This window comes from Arenimonas caeni (genome assembly GCF_003024235.1).
GTDB classification, from domain to species: domain Bacteria; phylum Pseudomonadota; class Gammaproteobacteria; order Xanthomonadales; family Xanthomonadaceae; genus Arenimonas; species Arenimonas caeni.
In genome coordinates, this window is sequence record NZ_KZ679094.1 from 41,308 (window position 1) to 59,614 (window position 18,307).

At 72.1% G+C, this 18,307-nt stretch carries 18 protein-coding genes; 10 read left to right on the top strand and 8 right to left on the bottom strand.

Annotation, left to right across the window (positions count from 1 at the left end; translation table 11 throughout):
* Position 1 precedes the first annotated feature (1 nt).
* Genes C6N40_RS10555 through C6N40_RS10565 form a run of 3 tightly spaced genes read right to left on the bottom strand, consistent with a single transcriptional unit; the run spans position 2 to position 2,635 of the window.
* On the bottom strand, positions 2–697 hold the full coding sequence (locus tag C6N40_RS10555) for an ABC transporter ATP-binding protein (RefSeq protein WP_106990990.1): 696 nt from the start codon (positions 695–697) through the stop codon (positions 2–4).
* Positions 694–1,923, bottom strand: a complete 1,230-nt coding sequence (locus C6N40_RS10560; RefSeq protein ID WP_106990991.1) for an efflux RND transporter periplasmic adaptor subunit — start codon at positions 1,921–1,923, stop codon at positions 694–696. The genes C6N40_RS10555 and C6N40_RS10560 overlap by 4 nt, the downstream gene beginning before the upstream one ends.
* 22 nt (positions 1,924–1,945) lie before the next feature.
* Entirely contained in the window at positions 1,946–2,635 is a 690-nt protein-coding gene (locus C6N40_RS10565; protein ID WP_106990992.1) for a YIP1 family protein, read from the bottom strand.
* Between the two features lie 441 nt (positions 2,636–3,076).
* Between C6N40_RS10565 and C6N40_RS10570 the strand changes: the two genes are divergently transcribed.
* From C6N40_RS10570 to C6N40_RS10585, 4 genes are all read left to right on the top strand, one after another.
* A complete protein-coding gene (locus C6N40_RS10570) occupies positions 3,077–3,502 on the top strand; it encodes a DoxX family protein (protein WP_106990993.1) in 426 nt (141 codons plus the stop codon).
* On the top strand, positions 3,499–4,206 hold the full coding sequence (locus C6N40_RS10575; RefSeq protein WP_106990994.1) for a pirin family protein: 708 nt from the start codon (positions 3,499–3,501) through the stop codon (positions 4,204–4,206). The genes C6N40_RS10570 and C6N40_RS10575 overlap by 4 nt, the downstream gene beginning before the upstream one ends.
* 81 nt (positions 4,207–4,287) lie before the next feature.
* Entirely contained in the window at positions 4,288–5,826 is a 1,539-nt protein-coding gene (locus tag C6N40_RS10580; RefSeq protein ID WP_106991040.1) for a serine hydrolase, read from the top strand.
* Position 5,827: 1 nt separating this feature from the next.
* The gene (locus C6N40_RS10585) at positions 5,828–6,463 is read left to right on the top strand and encodes a phosphoribosyltransferase (protein WP_106990995.1); all 636 of its coding nucleotides are present in this window, start codon (positions 5,828–5,830) and stop codon (positions 6,461–6,463) included.
* A 4-nt stretch (positions 6,464–6,467) separates the two neighbouring features.
* Here C6N40_RS10585 and C6N40_RS10590 read toward each other — a convergent pair whose 3' ends face one another.
* The 4 genes from C6N40_RS10590 to C6N40_RS10605 all read right to left on the bottom strand — a co-directional run bounded on the left by C6N40_RS10590 (position 6,468) and on the right by C6N40_RS10605 (position 10,572).
* Positions 6,468–6,713 carry a hypothetical protein gene (locus tag C6N40_RS10590; RefSeq protein WP_106990996.1) on the bottom strand — a complete coding sequence of 82 codons (246 nt, stop codon included), beginning with the start codon at positions 6,711–6,713 and terminating at the stop codon, positions 6,468–6,470.
* A 125-nt stretch (positions 6,714–6,838) separates the two neighbouring features.
* Positions 6,839–8,107: a tetratricopeptide repeat protein gene (locus C6N40_RS10595; protein ID WP_106990997.1), complete on the bottom strand. Its 1,269-nt coding sequence runs from the start codon at positions 8,105–8,107 to the stop codon at positions 6,839–6,841.
* 29 nt (positions 8,108–8,136) lie between these two features.
* The gene (locus C6N40_RS10600; protein WP_106990998.1) at positions 8,137–8,841 is read right to left on the bottom strand and encodes a DUF481 domain-containing protein; all 705 of its coding nucleotides are present in this window, start codon (positions 8,839–8,841) and stop codon (positions 8,137–8,139) included.
* 63 nt (positions 8,842–8,904) lie between these two features.
* Positions 8,905–10,572 carry an isovaleryl-CoA dehydrogenase gene (locus tag C6N40_RS10605; protein ID WP_106990999.1) on the bottom strand — a complete coding sequence of 556 codons (1,668 nt, stop codon included), beginning with the start codon at positions 10,570–10,572 and terminating at the stop codon, positions 8,905–8,907.
* A gap of 143 nt (positions 10,573–10,715) precedes the next feature.
* On the opposite strand from C6N40_RS10605, the gene C6N40_RS10610 reads away from it, so the two are divergent.
* The 5 genes from C6N40_RS10610 to C6N40_RS10630 all read left to right on the top strand — a co-directional run bounded on the left by C6N40_RS10610 (position 10,716) and on the right by C6N40_RS10630 (position 16,644).
* Positions 10,716–11,075, top strand: a complete 360-nt coding sequence (locus C6N40_RS10610) for a VOC family protein (protein WP_106991000.1) — start codon at positions 10,716–10,718, stop codon at positions 11,073–11,075.
* A gap of 65 nt (positions 11,076–11,140) precedes the next feature.
* Positions 11,141–11,701, top strand: a complete 561-nt coding sequence (locus tag C6N40_RS10615) for a GNAT family N-acetyltransferase (RefSeq protein WP_240183503.1) — start codon at positions 11,141–11,143, stop codon at positions 11,699–11,701.
* Positions 11,702–11,740: 39 nt separating this feature from the next.
* Positions 11,741–15,205 (top strand): transcription-repair coupling factor, encoded by a 3,465-nt coding sequence (mfd, locus tag C6N40_RS10620; RefSeq protein ID WP_106991002.1) that lies wholly within the window; start codon positions 11,741–11,743, stop codon positions 15,203–15,205.
* 52 nt (positions 15,206–15,257) lie between these two features.
* Entirely contained in the window at positions 15,258–15,770 is a 513-nt protein-coding gene (locus C6N40_RS10625; RefSeq protein ID WP_106991003.1) for a SixA phosphatase family protein, read from the top strand.
* A 10-nt stretch (positions 15,771–15,780) separates the two neighbouring features.
* Entirely contained in the window at positions 15,781–16,644 is an 864-nt protein-coding gene (locus C6N40_RS10630; protein ID WP_106991004.1) for a pirin family protein, read from the top strand.
* 17 nt (positions 16,645–16,661) lie between these two features.
* Here the strand turns inward: C6N40_RS10630 and C6N40_RS10635 are convergent, their stop codons facing one another.
* A complete protein-coding gene (locus tag C6N40_RS10635; protein WP_106991005.1) occupies positions 16,662–17,510 on the bottom strand; it encodes a pirin family protein in 849 nt (282 codons plus the stop codon).
* 262 nt (positions 17,511–17,772) lie between these two features.
* Between C6N40_RS10635 and C6N40_RS10640 the strand changes: the two genes are divergently transcribed.
* Entirely contained in the window at positions 17,773–18,303 is a 531-nt protein-coding gene (locus C6N40_RS10640; protein ID WP_162782196.1) for a GNAT family N-acetyltransferase, read from the top strand.
* The last annotated feature ends 4 nt before the right edge of the window (positions 18,304–18,307 follow it).

The following is an 18,307-nucleotide window of genomic DNA, read 5'->3' on the forward strand; positions in this document are numbered from 1 at the left end:
GTCAGGCCACCTGGGCGCGCGGCGGATTGGGGTAGTCCTCGACGACCTTGCCGTCGGAGACGCGGATGGTGCGGCGGCAGTGCGCGGCGATGTCGGGCTCGTGGGTCACCACCACCACGGTCTGGCCGGCGGCGTGCAGCTCGTCGAACAGCGCCATGATCTCGGCCGAGGTCTTCGAGTCGAGGTTGCCGGTGGGTTCGTCGGCCAGCAGGATCGACGGCCGGCCGACCAGGGCGCGGGCCACGGCCACGCGCTGGCGCTGGCCACCCGAGAGCTGGTTGGGCCGGTGGCCCAGGCGGCTGCCCAGGCCCACCTGCTCGAGCGCCCGCGTCGCCAGCGCCTTGCGTTCGGCGCGCGGCAGGCCGCGGTAGACCAGCGGCTGCATCACGTTCTCGAGCACGGTCAGCCGGGGCAGCAGGTGGAAGGACTGGAACACGAAGCCGATTTCCTTGTTGCGCACGTGCGCCAGCTCGTCGTCGCTGAGCTTGGAGGTGTCGCGACCGTTGAGCTCGTAGCTGCCCTCGCTGGGCGTGTCCAGGCAGCCGATCAGGTTCATCAGCGTGGACTTGCCCGAACCGGAGGGACCGATCAGGGCGACGTATTCGTTGCGGCCGATGAACAGGTCGACGCCGTTGAGCGCCAGCACCTCCTCCTCGCCCATCAGGTAGCGTTTGACGATGCCGGTGAGGCGGATCATTCGGCCGCGTCCCCTGCCTCGTCCCCGCCGCTTTCGGCGCCGCGCGCCTTGCCTTCCTCGCGCAGCTTCGATTCGATGCGCGCGCCGTCGGCGAGCAGGCGCAGGGTCTTGGCCGGCCCCACGATCACCTTGTCGCCCGCCGCCACGCCCGAGGTGACCGCCTCCCAGCGGTCGTCCGACAGGCCGACCTCGACCGTGGCCTTGCGGGCCACGCCGTCGCGATCGACCCAGACGTAGCGCTCGACCTTGCCGTCCTCGTTCTCCTCGGTCACCACGGCCTCGACCGGCACCGCCAGGGTCTTGCCGCCGTCGCCGAGGAAGATGTCGGCGCGCGCGCTCATGCCCGAGCGCAGGCCCAGGTCGTCGGGCACGTCCAGCAGCACTTCCACCTGGTAGGCGCGGCCCTGGCTGCCCGGCTCGATGCTGGGGGCCAGCGCGATGCGGGCGACCTTGCCGACCAGCGGCACGTCCTGCTGCGCCGCGGCCACCACCTCGGCCTGCTGGCCCAGGCGCACGCGGGCGATGTCGGCCTCGTCCACGCGCAGGTTGGCCTGGATCGCCGAGGTGTCGGCGATCTTCATCAGCGAGGCGCCGGCGAGCGCGTTGGTGGACGGGATCGCCGTCTCGCCGACCTTGATCGGCAGGTCGACGATGGTGCCGGAGATCGGCGCGCGGATGTCGGTCTTGGCCAGTTGCTCGCGGGCCTCGCCGAGGATGGCGTCGGCGCGGCGCAGGGCCTCCTCGCTGCTCTGCAGCTCGACGCGCGCGAGGTCGCGGGCGTTGCGCAGGTCGTCGAAGTCGCTCTGGCCGATCATCTGCCGGGCCAGCAGTTCCTCGCCGCGGCGCAGCCGGGTTTCGGCCAGCGTCAGGTTCAGGCGCTGGCGTTCGATGCTGATCAGGCTCTGGCGACGGCTGGCTTCCTCACGGTCGATCGCATTGCGGTAGGTCTCGGGGTCCAGCCGCAACAGCAGCTGGCCCCGCTCCACCTCGTCACCCTCCTCGACCAGGATCTCGCGCACCTTGGCCACCACCTCGGAGGTGAGGTTCACCTCCTCGAGGTAGGCCAGCAGGCCCGAGGCCAGGATGGAGGGCCGGATCTCCTGTTCGGCGGCCAGCACCACCTCGACTTCGGTGCGCGACTCGCCGCGCATCGACTTGACCAGCAGCGGCAGGGCGACGAGGGCCAGCACCGCGCCGGCCGCGATCCATTTCTTGTTGGGTTTCATCGGGTCGTTGGTTCCGTCGGACTCAGAGGATGGCGACCAGCGCCATCACGCCGTAGATCACCAGCGAAGGCAGCACGGCCACGAACACGGCCTGGCCCCAGCCGGTGCGGAACCAGGTCTTCCAGCCGAGGGCAGCCAGGAACCAGGTCCAGAAGTTGAGCAGGCTGAAGCTCTTTGCCAGCGTGGACCAATCGTGGCCGATGGGCAGCTGCACCAGCAACGGATCCACGTTGAGCATCTGCAGGCTCTCGAGCGGCGTCTGGTTGGAGCTCGTGAACACGCCGCCGATGATCACCAGCGAAGCGATCACCATCGGCATGCTCGACCAGGTCGCGAGGGCCAGGCCGTGCTTGTAGCCCGCCGCGTTGCCGGTGACCTTGCCGGCGAGCAGGTAGTACAGGCCGAGCACCAGGTAGACGATGGCGAAGAAGACCACGGCGACCCCGGCGCCGATGTAGCCCGAGACCCGCGCGCCCGGCATGAAGGCCTGGGCCTGGGCGACCTGCTCCTTGGTCATGTCCGGGTTGCCGGCCAGAATCTGCGAGACCTGGTGCTCGGAGAACCAGGCCGGGTCGACGGTCAGGAAGTAAGCCAGGGTCGAGGCGATGGTGAAGGCCGCCAGCACCAGGAACGGCGCCACGAACGTGGGTTTCTCTTTCAGCTCGCCGAACACCTTGGCCGGCTCGAGGAAGATGTTGATCAGATGGGACATGCAAGGCTCCTGGTGGTTGGCGCGCGACTCCCCTTGAATCGCACGGTGGATGCTAGGTGATCCGGCGGTCCGGTGGCACGGCTTCGCGACGAAACCGGCCAGGCCGCCGACGTAATCCAAGGACGGGCGACGGGCCCGGATGTGACCGGGCCGCGGGAAACGCCGCCGGTCGCAGCGGCTGCCGCGCCAGTCCGGCGGGAGGGCCCGCTCGGGCCATTGTTCCTTTGTTAGAACGATACCTTGTATTTTTACTTGATTGATCTATTTATGCCGATCCGGATACTTGGCGTCGTACCCCGCGGCACGGCCCACAGGAACCCGCCATGACCCAGACCACCCTCTTCCTCGGCCGCCTCGGCGCCGCCCTCTTCTTCGTACTGGCCGGCCTCGCCTCGCGCGACGCCGGCGCCGCCCACTGACCCCCATTTCCGGAGACCCGCCATGAAAGACACTACCACCCTGCTCGGCCGCCTCGGCCTGTCCCTGATCTTCATCCTCTCCGGCGTCGCCAAGCTCGGCGCCGGCTACGCCGGCACCCAGGGCTACATGGAAGCCATGGGCGTGCCCGGCGCGCTGCTGCCGCTCGTGATCGCCCTGGAGATCGGCGGCGGGCTCGCCGTGGCCGCCGGCCTGCTCATCCGCTGGGCCGCGCTCGGCCTCGCCGTCTTCAGCGTCGCCAGCGCGGTGCTGTTCCACTTCGACCTGGGCGACCAGGGCCAGTTCATCAACTTCTACAAGAACATCGCCATCGCCGGCGGCTTCCTGGTGCTGGCCGCGCATGGCGGCGGGCGGCTGAGCCTCGACGCGCTGGTCGAAGCGCGCCGCCGCACCGTCCCGGCCGTGGCCCTGCCGGCGGGTGCGCCGTGATCGCCCTGCGCCCCGCCGCCGAGCGCGGCCACGCCAACCACGGCTGGCTCGACTCCTGGCACAGCTTCTCCTTCGCCGACTACCAGGATCCCGGGCACGTGCACTGGGGCCCGCTGCGGGTGATCAACGAGGACCGGGTCGCCGCCGGCCAGGGCTTCGGCACACACGGCCACCGCGACATGGAGATCATCAGCTACGTGCTCGAGGGTGCGCTGGCGCACCGCGATTCGATGGGCAACGGCGCCAGCATCGTGCCGGGCGAGGTGCAGCGCCTGAGCGCCGGCACCGGCATCACCCACTCCGAGTACAACCACAGCCGCACCGACACCACGCACTTCCTGCAGATCTGGATCATCCCGGACCGGCGCGGCATCGCGCCCTCCTACGAGCAGCGCCGATTCGAGGACGGCGAGAAGCGCGGCCGGCTGCGCCTGGTCGCCAGCGGCGACGGCGCCGACGGTTCGGTGCGTATCCAGCAGGACGCGCGTCTGTACGCCGGCCTGTTCGATGGCGACGAGGCGGCGACGCTGGCCCTGGCCCCGGGCCGGCTCGGGTATGTGCACCTGGCCCGCGGCACGCTGGAGGTCAACGGCCAGCGCCTGGGCCCGGGCGACGCGCTCAAGCTGCGCGACGAAGCCGCGATCGTGGTCGCCAACGGCCGGGATGCCGAGGTGCTGGTGTTCGACCTGCCGCCGCTGGAATGACGCCGGCGCCGGGCTTGGCATAATCGGGCGGTCACCCACCGGGAGCCGCCCGTGCGCCGAACCGCCCTGCTTTCCGTCCTGATGCTGGCCGCGCCCGCGGCCCCCGCCGTGGCGCCCGCGCTCGACCCGGTGGTCGAGGCGGTCCGCGAGACCTTCGAGGTACCGGGCATCGCCGTCGCCATCGTCAAGGACGGCGAGGTCGTGCTGGCCCGCGGCTGGGGCCAGCGCGAACAGGGCCGGCCGGAGCCGGTGGACGCCGGCACCCGCTTCGCCATCGCCTCCCAGACCAAGGCCTTCACCGCCGCGTCGCTGTCGATCCTGGCCGACGAAGGCAAGCTCTCGCTCGACGACCGCGTCATCGAGCACCTGCCCTGGTTCCAGATGAGCGATCCCTTCGTCACGCGCGAGATGCGCCTGCGCGACCTGCTCACCCACCGCAGCGGCCTGGCGCTCGGCGCCGGCGACCTGCTGTTCTGGCCGACCACCACGCACCCGACCCGCGAGATCGTCCGGCGCCTGCGCCACGTGCCCCTGGAGACCAGCTTCCGGGCCCAGTACGCCTACGACAACGTGCTCTACGCGGTGGCGCAGCTGGTGATCGAGGAAGTCTCGGGCCTGTCCTTCGGCGACTTCGTGCACGAGCGCATCTTCGTGCCGGTGGGCATGGACGGCGCGGTGATCAACAGCGACCACCTGCCGGCCGGCGCCAACGCCGCCACCGGCCACGCCCAGCCCGGTTTCTCCGGCCCGCTGGTGACCGTGCCGCCGATGACCTGGTCGAACAACCAGGGCGCGGGCGGCATCTACGCCAGCGTCGACGACATCGCCAAGTGGATGCGCGTGCAGCTCGACGGCGGCGTGCTCGGCGGCAACGAGGACGGCAGCGAGCGCCGGCTGTTCAGCGCCGAACGGCACCGGGCGATGTGGGAGCTGGTGACGCCGATCCGCATCCCGGCCGAGCCGGCGGTGCCGGCGCTGGCGCCGGCGCTGCCCCAGTTCGCCGGTTATGGCGAAGGCTGGTCGGTGAGCGAGTACCGCGGGCAGCGGCTGGTCTGGCACACCGGCGGCTGGCCGGGCATGGTGTCGCGGGTCACGCTGGTGCCGCAGCTCGACCTGGGCATCGTGGTGCTGACCAACCAGGAGGTCGGCGCCGCCTTCAACGCCGTCACGATGGAAGCGCTCGACCACTACCTGGGCGCGCCCGACACCGACTGGGTGGCGGCCTACGCCGCCGCGGTGGCCAAGGGCCGGGAGAAGGCCGACGAGAAGTGGTCCGGGCACCTCAAGGCGCGCGACCGCCGCAGCAAGCCGTCCCTGCCCCTGTCCGGCTACGCCGCCACCTATGCCGACCCGTGGTACGGCGAGGTGGTGGTGGCCAAGGAAGGCGGCCGGCTGGTGATGCGCTTCGCCCACACCGCCGCGCTGGTGGGCACGCTCGAACACTGGCAGCACGACACCTTCCTGGTGCGCTGGCACGACCGCGCCCTCAACGCCGACGCCTTCGCCAGCTTCGCGCTCGACCCGGACGGCAAGGTGCGCGAGCTGCGCATGGAGGCCGCGTCCTCGCTCACCGACTTCAGTTTCGACTTCCACCACCTGCGGCTGGTGCCCAAGGGCTGAGATGGAACACCGCTTCCGCGACCGCCGCGACGCCGGCCAGGCCCTTGCCCGGGCCCTCGCCGGCTGGCGCGGCGTGCCTGGCCTGCAGGTGCTGGCGCTGCCGCGCGGCGGCGTGCCGGTGGCCGCCGAGGTGGCCACGGCGCTCGACGCGCCGCTGGACGTGCTGGTGGTGCGCAAGGTCGGCTGGCCGGCGCAGCCCGAAGTGGCGCTGGCGGCCATCGCCAGCGGCGGCGCGATGGTGACCAATCCGCATGTGCTGGCGGTGGCCGGCGTGGAGCCGGACGAACTGGAGGCGCTGGCGGCGGCAGAACGACGCGAGCTCGAGCGGCGCGAACGCGCCTACCGCGGTGGCCGCCCGCCCCTGGACGTGGCCGGGCGGCCGGTGCTGGTGGTCGACGATGGCCTGGCCACCGGCGCCACCATGCTGGCGGCGCTGTCGGCGCTGCGGGCGCTGGACGTCGGCAAGCTGGGCGTGGCGGTGCCGGTGGGCTCGCCGGAGTCGGTGCGGCGCTGCCGGGAACTGGCCGATGAGGTGACCTGCCTGCTCACGCCGCGTGATTTCGGCGCGGTGGGCGCCTATTACGATCTGTTCCCGCAGGTGGCGGACGAGGAAGTCCGCCACCTGCTGTCACGCTGAGGCTTCAGCCCACCCGCACCAGGCGGTGGCTCGAGGCCGTGGCATAGCTGCGGTCCTGGGCGTAGCCGCTGGAGCGGCCGTAGCCGGTGCCGAAGTCACGCTGGCGGTAGCGGTCGACGCGGGCCGGGGCGGTGGCTTCGGCCAGCACGGCCACCGGGGTGGCGGGTTTGGCGACGGCCGCCCGGGTCACCGGCACGGACGCGACCGGGCGGGTCGGGAACAGGCGGTAGAAGGAATTCAGGGCTTTCATGGTCGGGGCCTCGTGAGTTGGTGTGCTGGTAATCTACAACACCTAAGCGCACCCGCCATGGGCCGGAAGTCATGCCCTGTAAATTATTGATCTCCGGTTAATTTTCCCGGGCACCGGGACGCGGCTCAGGCCCCCGCCGGCCCCAGGATACGGTCGAGCGCGGCCAGCAGGTCCCTCGCCTCGCCGGCCTGGGGGTGCCCCGGGTGGCTGGCCAGCAGGGCCCGGAGGCGGTCGCGGGCGGCCGCGTCCTGGCCCAGGCGTTCGCTCTGCAGCCGGGCCGCGACCAGCACGACCCCGGGCAGTTCGGGGCTGGCCGGGAAGCGCGATTCGAAGTCCCGGGCCAGGGCCACCGCCAGCTGCGACTGGCCCTGCCGCGCCGCCAGCGCCACCAGCCTGGCGATCTGCTCGGGAAGCGCGAGCCGAAAGTCCGGCACGCGCGCCATCGTGTCGGCGGCCACGGCCAGGGCGGCCTTGTCCTTGCCGGTGACCAGCAGGCTGGAGACGTATTCGCGGTCGTGCGCGGCCAGCGCGGCGAGGTCGCCGGCGGCGACGAGGTAGCGACGGTACTGCTCGTGCACCGGGTCCGACGCGCCGCGGCCCCGGAACAGGCCGGCCAGGCGTTCGGCGGCCGCGGCCGGCTCGCCCCTGGCGGCGAGATCGGCAGCCAGCGCCATGGCCTCGTCCTCGACCGGATTGGCATAGGTGGCGCGCGCCACCGCCGGCGTGATGTCCAGGCCAAGCGCGTCGGCATGCCGGTGCAGCAGGTCGCCGAGCACGTGGTAGGACGCCACCAGCACGAACAGCGAGACGAAGCCGGCCGGCACCAGGCCGATGCCGCCCAGCGCCGACTGCAGCGCCCAGGCCGCGAATTCCGACGCGATCGCCAGCACGGTGAACACCGCCACCACGCCGAAGTACGGCAGGCCGATGCGACCGATCAGCTCGAACCAGGCCAGCGGGTTGAGGGCATTGAGGAGGCTGTGGTTGATCGACAGCAGCATCACCGCCGCCGGCATGAACAGCACGATCACCGCCAGCAGCGCCAGCGCGGGCAACGGGCCGACCCAGCGCGCCACGGCCAGCAGCGCCACCGTGGCCAGCACGCCCAGCACGATCTGCTCGACGCCGTCGCCGTCGGTGGCCATCAGGTCCTCGCCGTGCAGGGCCTCGTAGCGGCCGTGCGCGGTGTTCACCAGCGCCTCGACCGCCAGCTTGTAGCCCATCACCCAGAACGCCAGTTCGAACAGCAGGCCCAGGATATTGGGCGCGTGCGCCAGCAGGCGGAACAGCGCCAGCGCCGCCATGAAGGCCAGCATGGCCTTCGTGGCCGGATACGCCAGCAGCGAAGGCAGGCGCGGCAGCAGGGGTTCGGGTCGGCGCGGGCTCGGGCTCACTCGGTGTCCTCCACAGGCGAGCCCCGAGTTTATTCGGCCTTGGGGCTCCAGACGATGTTCACCGAGGTCAGGGTGTCGGTACGCTCGGTGCCCACCGGCACCTCGGTGTTGTGGCGGACCTGGTAGGCGGCCTTGAGCGCCAGCGACTTGTTGATGCTCACGGCGATGCCGATGTCGTTCTGGGCGAAGGTGTTGTCGTCGGCCGCCTCGACCAGCAGCGTGTTGAAGAAGCGCGTGCTGTCGGTGAGCTGGTGCTTGTACTCGCCGAAACCGCGCAGCAGCGCGCTGGTCTCGTCCTCGCCGGTCTCCGACCCGCGCGCCAGGCGCACGCCGGGGCCACCTTCGAGTTGCAGGCTGCGGTGCTCGTCGCGCAGCAGCCAGGTGCCGTAGTTGAGCGCGAAGGTGCCCTGGTAGTCGTAGGCGGCGAAATCATCGTTCTCGTAGCGCGCGGCGGCGCCGAGGTAGCTGCGCTCGCCGAGCTTGCGGGCGCTCCTGGCGCCGATCTCGTAGCGGTTGGCGGTCAGGTCGTCGTTGCTCTCGGTGCGCAGGGCGGCCAGGTGGTAGTCGTGGGTCCAGTCGGCGTCCTCGCCGGTGAGGCCGAAGCGGCCGTTGACGCTGGTGGTGTCCGAGTTGCCGGACGTGGCGACGATGCCCAGCTCGGCGCTCGGCTGCCACTGGGCGCTGGCGACGGCGGACGCGGCCAGCAGCGGCAGCGCGGTAAGGAGACGGATCATGCGTGGCAGGCTCCCTGCAGGCGATGGGCCGCCAATTACAGCCGCCCGCGCATGAACGCCGCGCTAAGCGCTGCCCTGGGGCAGCGCACGCTCGATCAGCAGGTCCCAGGCCGGACCGGCCGGCAGCGTGCCGTAGGCCAGGCCCTGGCCGCCGCCCAGGCGGGCGGCGCAGAAGGCCGCCGCCGCCGGCGCAGGCGCGCCGCGCAGCAACAACGACGCCTGCAGGGCCAGCGCCATGCGTTCGGCCAGCCGACGCGCGGCCGCCTCGAGTGCGTCCGGCGGCTGCTGCAGGAAGGCGCGCAGGGCGTCGATCTCGGCGTCGAGCGCCGGGTCGCCGCCACGCGCCCGCTCGAGCTCGGCGAAGTAGGCATCCACGCAGCCGGGCTCGCGGGTCATGGCGCGCAGCACGTCCAGGCACTGGATGTTGCCGCTGCCTTCCCAGATCGAGTTGAGCGGCGACTGCCGGAACAGGCGCGGCATGCCGCCCTCCTCCACGTAACCCACGCCCCCCAGGCACTCCATGGCCTCGGCGGTGAAGCCCGGCGCGCGCTTGCACACCCAGTACTTGCCCAGGGCCGTGGTCAGGCGCGCGAACGCGGCCTCGCCCGGGTCGCGCCCGCTGGCGTCGACGGCGCGCGCCACGCGGAAGGCAAGCGCCGTGGCCGCCTCCGACTCCAGCGCCAGGTCGGCCAGCACGTTGCGCATCAGTGCGTGTTCGCAAAGCAGCTTGCCGAACGTCTGCCGGTGGCGGGCGAAGTGCAGCGCCTGCACCAGGGCCTGGCGCATCAGGCTGGCCGAACCGAGCAGGCAGTCCAGGCGGGTCAGCGCCACCATCTGCAGGATGGTGGCCACGCCGCGGCCCTCCTCGCCGACCCGCCAGGCGAGGGCGCCGTGGAATTCCACCTCCGCGCTGGCGTTGCTCCAGTCGCCGAGCTTGTCCTTCAGGCGCTGGATGCGGATGCCGTTGCGGGCGCCGTCGGGCGCGAAGCGCGGCAGCAGGAAACAGGTCAGGCCCCCTTCGGCCTGGGCGAGCACCAGGAAGGCGTCGCACATCGGCGCCGAGAAGAACCATTTGTGGCCCACCAGCTGGTACAGCGGCGCCGGGCCGGCGCCGGCCACCGGCGTGGCGCGGGTGGCGTTGGAGCGCACGTCCGAGCCGCCCTGTTTCTCGGTCATGCCCATGCCGATGGTGACGCCGGGCTTGTCCCAGCCGGGCGCGTGGCGCGGGTCGTAGCGCGCGGCGCACACGCGCGGCAGCCAGCCGGCAGCCAGCCCCGGCTCATGCTGCAGGGCGGGCACGCAGGCGTAGGTCATGGTCAGCGGGCAACTGGTGCCCTGGTCGGCCTGGTTGTGCAGGAACATCAGCGCCGCGCGCGCCACGTGCGCGCCCGGGCGGCCGGCATGGCGCCAGGCGAAGTTGGGCACGCCATGTTCAATCGCCGTGGCCATCAGCTGGTGGTAGGCCGGGTGGAACTCGACGTCGTCGAGGCGATGGCCGCGCGGGTCGAAGGGATGGAACACCGGCCGGTGGGCGTTTGCCAGGCGACCGGATTCCATCAACTCGTTGCCGGCCAGCCTGCCGTAGGCGGCGATTTCGTCGACGGCCCAGTCGCCGCCCTCGCGCGCCACCGCCTCGCGCAGCGGCCGGTCGTCGCGCCACAGGTCGCGCGGCCAGGGCGACGGCGGCTGGTTCCCGACCACGTGGGTGGTGAAGCGTTCGCGCGTATCCATGCGGGTTCCCCATTGGGCGGCCCCATTCTGCCCCCGCCCCGGTGGCCATCGCCAATCCGGCGGCGGCCGGCCTATGATCGGGCGCCAGCACCGGGAGCCCGCGACTGAAACCGACCCTCAAGCGCATCACCGCCGTCCTGCCGGTGCAGGCCATCGAACCCTCGCTTGCGTTCTGGGAGGCCGTGGGCATGGCGCGCACCGCCGAGGTGCCGCATGGCGGGGCGCTGGGCTTCGTGATCCTTGCCGGCCACGGGGTCGAGCTGATGCTGCAGAGCCACGCATCGATCGCCGACGACATGCCCTCGCTCGCCGACGAGGCGGCCGCGGGCAAGGCCTTCCTGTTCATCGAGGTCGACGACATCGACGCCATCGAACGCGCGCTGGCCGGGCAGCCGCAGGCTTTCCCGCGCCGGACCACTTTCTACGGCGCCACCGAGGTCGGCTACCGCGAGCCCGGCGGGCACCTGGTCACCTTCGCCATGTTCAGCGGCGGCGGGCAATGAGCCGATGAACGCCGACGGCCGGGTTTAGAGCACGCATGCAGCCAGGCTGCGGGACACTGCCCACCGTGAAGAACCCACGCCGCCGCAAGCCCGACGACCCGGAGCGCACCGAAACCCTGCGCCTGCCGGACGGCCGCACGCTCTGGCTGCGCCCGGTGCAGCCGGCCGATGCCGCGCCGATGGCCGGCGCCTTCTCCCTGCTCACCGAGGACGAAGTGCGGCGGCGCTACCTGCATCCGGTCAAGGCGCTTTCGGAAAAATACCTCGGCGCCCTGGTCAACCCGGTGCCGGGCCGCGATTTCGTCGTGGTGGCGGCCGAGCCGCTGCCGCCGGGCGAGGCCCTGGTGGGCGCGGTGGCCCGGCTTGATCGCGACCCCTGCGGCGACACCGCCGAGTTCGCCATCCTCGTCTCGCATTTCCTGGCCGGCCAGGGCCTGGGCAAGGCGATGATGCGCCGGCTGGTGGAATGGGCCGAGGCCCACGGCATCCGCCAGCTCTGGGGCGACGTGCTCGACGACAACACCTCGATGATCGCCCTGTCCCAGGCCATCGGCTTCCGGCGCGAGCACATCCCCGGCTCCGGCGGCCAGGTCCGGGTCTGGCTCGACCTGAAGCCGGGCATGTGAAACGGCCGACACGCCGGCTGCGCTAAACTCCGCGGCCTCATGAAAGACCCCCGACTCCCCAGCGCGCCCCGCCCCCGCGCGGGCCAACGGCGCGCCGCCTGGCGCGCGCCCGCCAGCGCCAGCCTCGCCGCCCTCGCCCTGGCCGAGACCGCCCGCCACCACGACGGCCTGGTGCTCGCGGTCACCCGCGACAGCCACGCCGCCCAGGCGCTCGAGCACGACCTGCGAGTTTTCGCCGGCGAAGGCGACGCGGCCCTGCCGGTGCTGCACTTCGCCGACTGGGAAACCCTGCCCTACGACCTGTTCAGCCCGCACCCGGACATCGTCAGCCAGCGCGTGGCCGCGCTGTACCGGCTGCCGACCACGCGCAAGGGCGTGCTGGTGGTGCCGGTGGCCTCGCTGATGCAGCGGCTGCCGCCGCCCGACTGGATCGCCGGCAACACGCTCGACCTGCGCAATGGCCAGCGCCTGGACCTCGACGCCGAAAAGCGACGGCTCGAGGCCGCCGGCTACCGCAACGTCCCGCAGGTGCTCGACCCGGGCGACTTCGCCGTGCGCGGCGCCCTGCTCGACCTCTACCCCATGGGCGCCGACCGCCCCTATCGCATCGAGCTGTTCGACGACCAGATCGACTCGCTGCGCAGCTTCGACCCCGAGACCCAGCGCTCCGACCACCCGGTCGACAGCGTGCGCCTGCTGCCGGCGCGCGAGTTCCCGCTCGACGAGGCCAGCACCCGGCGCGTGCGCGAGCGCCTGAGCGAACGCTTCGATTTCGACCCGCGCCGCTGCCCGCTCTACCAGGACCTCAAGGCGGGCGGCACGCCGGCCGGCATCGAGTACTACCTGCCGTTGTTCTTCGAGCGCACCGCCAGCCTGTTCGAGCACCTTTCCGGCGACACCCTGCTGGTGCTGGCCGACGGCGTGGCGGAAGCCGCCGAGGCCTTCTGGCAGCAGACCGGGGAACGCTGGGAACAGCGCCGGCACGACCTGGAGCGGCCGATCCTGCCCCCGGGCGAGCTCTACCTGGCTCCCGAGGAACTGCGCGCGGCCTTCAACCGCGCCGAACGCGTCGAGATGCTGGCGGCCGGGCACCCGCAGGCCGACAAGGCCACCGCCCTGCCCGAGCAGCCCGCGCCCAGCCTGCCCTGGAGCCAGAAGGGCGGCGACCCCGGCAGCGCCCTGCACGGCTTCCTGCGCGCCTATCCGGGCCGCGTGCTGCTGGCGGCCGACTCGGCCGGGCGCCGCGAGGCACTGATCGAGCTGCTGGCCGGCGCCGACATCCGCCCGGTGGTGCTGCCGGACTGGCAGGCCTTCCTCGACGGCGATGCGCGCTTCGCCATCACCGTCGCGGCGCTCGAGGATGGCTTCGCGCTGCAGGAGCCGGCGCTGGCCGTGCTCACCGAACGCCAGCTCTTCCCCGAGCGCGCCGAGCAGTCGCGGCGCCGGCGCAAGGCCGTGCGCGACCCGGATGCGGTGCTGCGCGACCTGAGCGAGATCGCCATCGGCGCGCCGATCGTGCACGAGGACCACGGCGTGGGCCGCTACCAGGGCCTGGTGGTGCTCGACGCCGGCGGCGTCGGCGGCGAGTTCCTGCAGATCGAGTACGCCAAGGGCGACAAGCTCTACGTGCCGGTTTCCCAGCTGCAGCTGGTGAGCCGCTATTCGGGCGCCTCGCCCGAACACGCGCCGCTGCATTCGCTCGGCGGCGAGGCCTGGGAAAAGGCCAGGCGCAAGGCCGCCGAGAAGGTGCGCGACGTGGCCGCCGAACTGCTCGAGATCCAGGCCCGCAGGCACGCCCGCAAAGGCCTGGCGCTGCCGCTGGACCGTTCGATGTACGAGCCGTTCGCGGCCACCTTCCCGTTCGAGGAAACGCCGGACCAGCTCGCCGCCATCAACGCCGTGGTCGCCGACCTCGGACAGCCTCAGCCCATGGACCGCGTGGTCTGCGGCGACGTCGGCTTCGGCAAGACCGAGGTCGCGGTCCGCGCCGCCTTCGTCGCCGCCACCGCCGGCAAGCAGGTGGCGGTGCTGGTGCCGACCACGCTGCTGGCCGAGCAGCACTACCGCAATTTCCGCGACCGCTACGCCGACTGGCCGATCCGGGTCGAGGTGCTCAGCCGCTTCAAGTCGGCCAAGGAGATCAAGGCCGCGCTGGCCCTGCTGGCCGAGGGCAAGATCGACGTCATCGTCGGCACCCACCGCCTGCTGCAGCCCGACGTGAAGTTCCGGGACCTGGGCCTGGTGATCGTCGACGAAGAGCAGCGCTTCGGCGTGCGCCAGAAGGAGGCCCTGAAGGCGCTGCGCGCCGAGGTGCACCTGCTCACGCTCACCGCCACGCCGATCCCGCGCACGCTGAACATGGCCATGAGCGGGCTGCGCGAGCTGAGCATCATCGCCACGCCGCCGGCGCACCGCCTGGCGGTGCAGACGGTGGTGACGCCCTGGGACCCGGCCCTGCTGCGCGAGGCCTTCCAGCGCGAGCTGGCGCGCGGCGGCCAGGTGTACTTCCTGCACAACGAAGTCGACACGATCGAGAAGACGGCGCGCGAGCTGGCCGAACTGGTGCCGGCCGCGCGCATCCGCATCGCCCACGGCCAGATGCCCGAGCGCGAGCTCGAACAGGTGATGCTCGACTTCCACCGCCAGCGCTTCAACGTGCTGGTGTGCACGACGATCATTGAGTCTGGCATCGACATCCCCAGCGCCAACACCATCATCATCCACCGCGCCGACCGCTTCGGCCTGGCCCAGCTGCACCAGCTGCGCGGCCGCGTCGGCCGCAGCCACCACCGCGCCTATGCCTACCTGGTGGTGCCGGACAAGAAGACGCTCACCTCCGACGCCGCCAAGCGGCTCGAGGCCCTGGCTTCGCTCGAGGAGCTGGGCGCGGGCTTCACCCTGGCCACGCACGACCTGGAGATCCGCGGCGCCGGCGAGCTGCTGGGCGAGGACCAGAGCGGCCAGATGGCCGAGATCGGTTTCTCGCTCTACACCGAGCTGCTCGAGCGCGCGGTGAAGTCGATCAAGTCCGGCAAGCTGCCCGACTTCGACCCGGCCACGCGCCACGGCGCCGAAGTCGAGCTCAATGTCCCGGCGCTGATCCCCGAGGACTACCTGCCCGACGTGCATGCGCGCCTGACGCTGTACAAGCGCGTGGCCTCGGCCCGCGACGCCGAGGCGCTCAAGGAGTTGCAGGTGGAGATGGTCGACCGCTTCGGCCTGCTGCCCGAGCCGGCCAAGCAGCTCTTCGCCGTGGCCGAGCTCAAGCTCGAGGCCACGCCGCTGGGCATCCGCAAGCTCGAGCTGGGCCCGACCGGCGGACGCTGCCATTTCGTGCCGCAGCCGGCGATCGACCCGATGTCGGTGATCCGGCTGATCCAGTCCCAGCCCAAGGTGTATTCGATGGACGGCCCGGACAAGCTGCGCATCCGCATGGACCTGCCCGACGCCGGATCGCGCCTGCGCACGGCGCGCGGCCTGCTGGCGCTGCTGGCGAGGGGCTGAGCCGGCGGCGCGGCGGCGCTATGCTGGGGCTCCCCGACGCGGATGCCCCGCCATGACCCTGCTGCGCCTGCTGATGCTCGTCGCCTGCCTCGCCACCGCCCTGCCCGCCCACGCCCACGACGGCATCGTGGTGGTCGTGGTGCGCCACGCCGAGAAGGCCGACGACTCGCGCGACCCGCCGCTGGCCCAGGCCGGCGAGGCCCGCGCCGACGCGCTGGCCGCGACGCTGGCGGGTACGAAGCTCGACCTCGCCGTCAGCACGCAGTTCCGGCGCACCCGCCAGACCGCCGCACCGGCCGCGGCGGCCGCGGGCATCGAGGTCGGCGAGCGCCCCATCGACGCCGCCAACGCGGCCACCTACGCCGGCGAGCTCGCGCGCGAGCTGCGCGCCCTGCCGCCGGGCAGCACCGCGCTGGTGGTCGGCCACAGCAACACCGTGCCCGGCATCGTCGAAGCCTTGTCCGGCCAGCCCGCGGCGCCAATGCCCGAGACCGAATACGACCGCTACACCGTGGTGGTGCTCGACGCCGACGGCACCGCCCGGGTCATCACCAGTCGCTACTGAGGAGGCCGCGATGGCGCTCGAGATCGAAGGACGCGAACACGACCTGGGCGGCGGCTTCACCGTGCGCCGGCTGCTGCCGCACGCGAAGTGCCGCAGCGTCGGCCCCTTCGTCTTCTTCGACCACATCGGCCCGGCCGAGGTGCCGGCCGAACACCCGATGGCGGTGCGCCCGCATCCGCACATCGGCCTGGCCACGGTCACCTTCCTCTGGGAAGGCGCGATCATGCACCGCGACAGCCTGGGCTACGCGCAGGAAATCCTGCCCGGCGACGTGAACTGGATGACCGCCGGGCGCGGCATCGTGCACTCCGAGCGCACGCCCGAACGCCTGCTGGGCAAGCCGCAGCGCATGCACGGCCTGCAGACCTGGGTGGCGCTGCCGAAGGAGCACGAGGAAACCGCGCCCGACTTCGCCCACCACCCGGCCGCCACCCTGCCCGTGGTCGAACTGCCCGGCGTGCGCCTGTGCGTGGTGGCCGGCGACGGGTTCGGCGAGACCTCGCCGGTGAAGGTGCTGGCGCGCACGCTGTACGTGTCGATGGAACTCTCGGCCGGCGCGGCGCTGCCGATCCCGGCCGACCACGCCGAACGCGCGCTCTACCCCGTCGAGGGCGAGCTCACGCTCGACGGCGAGCCCTTGGCCCTGGGCCGGCTGCGGGTGCTCGACCCGGGCAGCGAGCCGGTGCTGCGCGCCGGCTGCGATGCCCGGGTGATGCTGCTCGGCGGCGAGCCGCTCGACGGCCGGCGGCACGTGTGGTGGAACTTCGTGTCCAGTTCGCGCGAGCGCATCGAACAGGCCAAGGCCGACTGGGCCGCCGACCGCATGGGCCGGGTGCCCGGGGAAACCGAGCGCATCCCGCTGCCCGAGCGCTGAGCCCGGGCACGCGTCGGCTAGAAGCGGCCGGACTGGAAGTCGAAGAAGGCCTGGCGCAGCTCGTCCTGGGTGTTCATCACGAACGGGCCGTAGCGCGCCACCGGCTCGCGCAGGGGCTTGCCGGCGACCAGGATCAGGCGGGTATCGGCCTCGCGACCCTCGAGTGCCACCGCGCCGCCTTCGCCCAGCACCGCCAGTTCGCGCGCCTGCACGGTGGCCGCGCCGGTCCCTTCGCCGAGCCGGGCGCTGCCTTCGTACACATAGGCGAAGGCGCTGTGGCCTTCCGGCAGGGCATGCACGTAGCGATCGCCCGCGCCCAGGCGCAGGTCCAGATAGGTCGGCTCGGTGGCCGGCTGCACGATCGGGCCCTGCACGCCGGCGACCTCGCCGGCGATCACCCTGGCGCGCACGCCCGGGGCGGCGTCCACTTCCGGGAAGCGCCCGGGGCCGTATTCCTGGTACTTCGGCGCGGTCATCTTCTCGCGCGCCGGCAGGTTCACCCACAGCTGGAAGCCGCGCATGCGGCCCTCCTCCTGCTCGGGCATCTCCGAGTGCACGATCCCGCGCCCGGCGGTCATCCACTGCACGGCGCCGGGCACGAGCACGCCTTCGTTGCCCTTGTTGTCCTTGTGGCGCATGCGCCCCTCGAGCATGTAGGTGACGGTCTCGAAGCCGCGGTGCGGATGGGAGGGGAAACCGGCCAGGTAGTCCTCGGGACGGTCGGTGCCGAACTCGTCGAGCATCAGGAAAGGATCGAGCTCGGGCAGCTGCGGCGTGCCGATGACGCGGGTGAGCTTCACGCCGGCGCCGTCGGACGCCGGCATGCCGCGCAGGGTGCGCAGGACGGGGCGGATCACGGTGGCCATGGGTTTCTCCGGTTCGCTGCCCCGGTCGGGGCGATGGACAGACTATGCGGCCGGGGCGCCCCGGATTCGAGCCGGGAGGGCCGCAACACTGGGTTGCGGGGCCTGCCCGGGCCGGCGTGAAGGCCGGAGCGGGCCATGTCATGCGTTCTAACAGGCAGCCCACCCACTTCCCCCCGAGATGGCCCTGCGCGACATGCCCACAGCCCGCCGCCGACCCGGCCCCGTGCCTGCCCCGCCCGCAGCGGAGCGGCTGCCGACCCTGGTGGCCCCGCGCCTCCAGCTGCGCTGGATCGAAGCCCACGACCTCGAGGACCTGTACGCGGTCTTTTCCGACCCCGACGTGATGCGTTTCTGGAGCCACGAGGCCTGGCCGCACCGCGACGAGGCCGAGATCTACCTCGAGGCCATCCACCGCGGCTTCGAGCGCGGCGACCTGTTCCAGTGGGGCATCGCCCTGCGCGGCGACGACCGGCTGGTCGGCACCACCACGCTCTATGCCATCGACCACGCCCAGGGCCGCGCCGAAGTCGGCTTCGCGCTGGCCCGCGAGCACTGGGGCCGGCGCTACGCCCGGGAGGCGCTGACGGTGCTGCTCGACCAGGCCTTCGGCCCGATGGGCCTGCGCCGGCTCGAGGCCGACGTCGACCCGCGCAACCAGGGCTCGCTGCGCACGCTCGAGGCCCTGGGTTTCCGGCGCGAGGGCTACCTTCGCCAGCGCTGGCGGGTGGCCGGGGAACTGCAGGACAGCGTGATCATGGGCCTGCTGGCCAGCGACTGGAGCCACCCGGCCTGAGCAC

Coding starts and splice junctions, on each gene's coding strand:
- C6N40_RS10555 (WP_106990990.1), bottom strand. CDS start 697: ATGATCCGCCTCACCGGCATCGTCAAACGCTACCTGATGGGCGAGGAG.
- C6N40_RS10560 (WP_106990991.1), bottom strand. CDS start 1,923: ATGAAACCCAACAAGAAATGGATCGCGGCCGGCGCGGTGCTGGCCCTC.
- C6N40_RS10565 (WP_106990992.1), bottom strand. CDS start 2,635: ATGTCCCATCTGATCAACATCTTCCTCGAGCCGGCCAAGGTGTTCGGC.
- C6N40_RS10570 (WP_106990993.1), top strand. CDS start 3,077: ATGAAAGACACTACCACCCTGCTCGGCCGCCTCGGCCTGTCCCTGATC.
- C6N40_RS10580 (WP_106991040.1), top strand. CDS start 4,288: ATGCTGGCCGCGCCCGCGGCCCCCGCCGTGGCGCCCGCGCTCGACCCG.
- C6N40_RS10585 (WP_106990995.1), top strand. CDS start 5,828: ATGGAACACCGCTTCCGCGACCGCCGCGACGCCGGCCAGGCCCTTGCC.
- C6N40_RS10590 (WP_106990996.1), bottom strand. CDS start 6,713: ATGAAAGCCCTGAATTCCTTCTACCGCCTGTTCCCGACCCGCCCGGTC.
- C6N40_RS10600 (WP_106990998.1), bottom strand. CDS start 8,841: ATGATCCGTCTCCTTACCGCGCTGCCGCTGCTGGCCGCGTCCGCCGTC.
- C6N40_RS10605 (WP_106990999.1), bottom strand. CDS start 10,572: ATGGATACGCGCGAACGCTTCACCACCCACGTGGTCGGGAACCAGCCG.
- mfd (WP_106991002.1), top strand. CDS start 11,741: ATGAAAGACCCCCGACTCCCCAGCGCGCCCCGCCCCCGCGCGGGCCAA.
- C6N40_RS10625 (WP_106991003.1), top strand. CDS start 15,258: ATGACCCTGCTGCGCCTGCTGATGCTCGTCGCCTGCCTCGCCACCGCC.
- C6N40_RS10630 (WP_106991004.1), top strand. CDS start 15,781: ATGGCGCTCGAGATCGAAGGACGCGAACACGACCTGGGCGGCGGCTTC.
- C6N40_RS10635 (WP_106991005.1), bottom strand. CDS start 17,510: ATGGCCACCGTGATCCGCCCCGTCCTGCGCACCCTGCGCGGCATGCCG.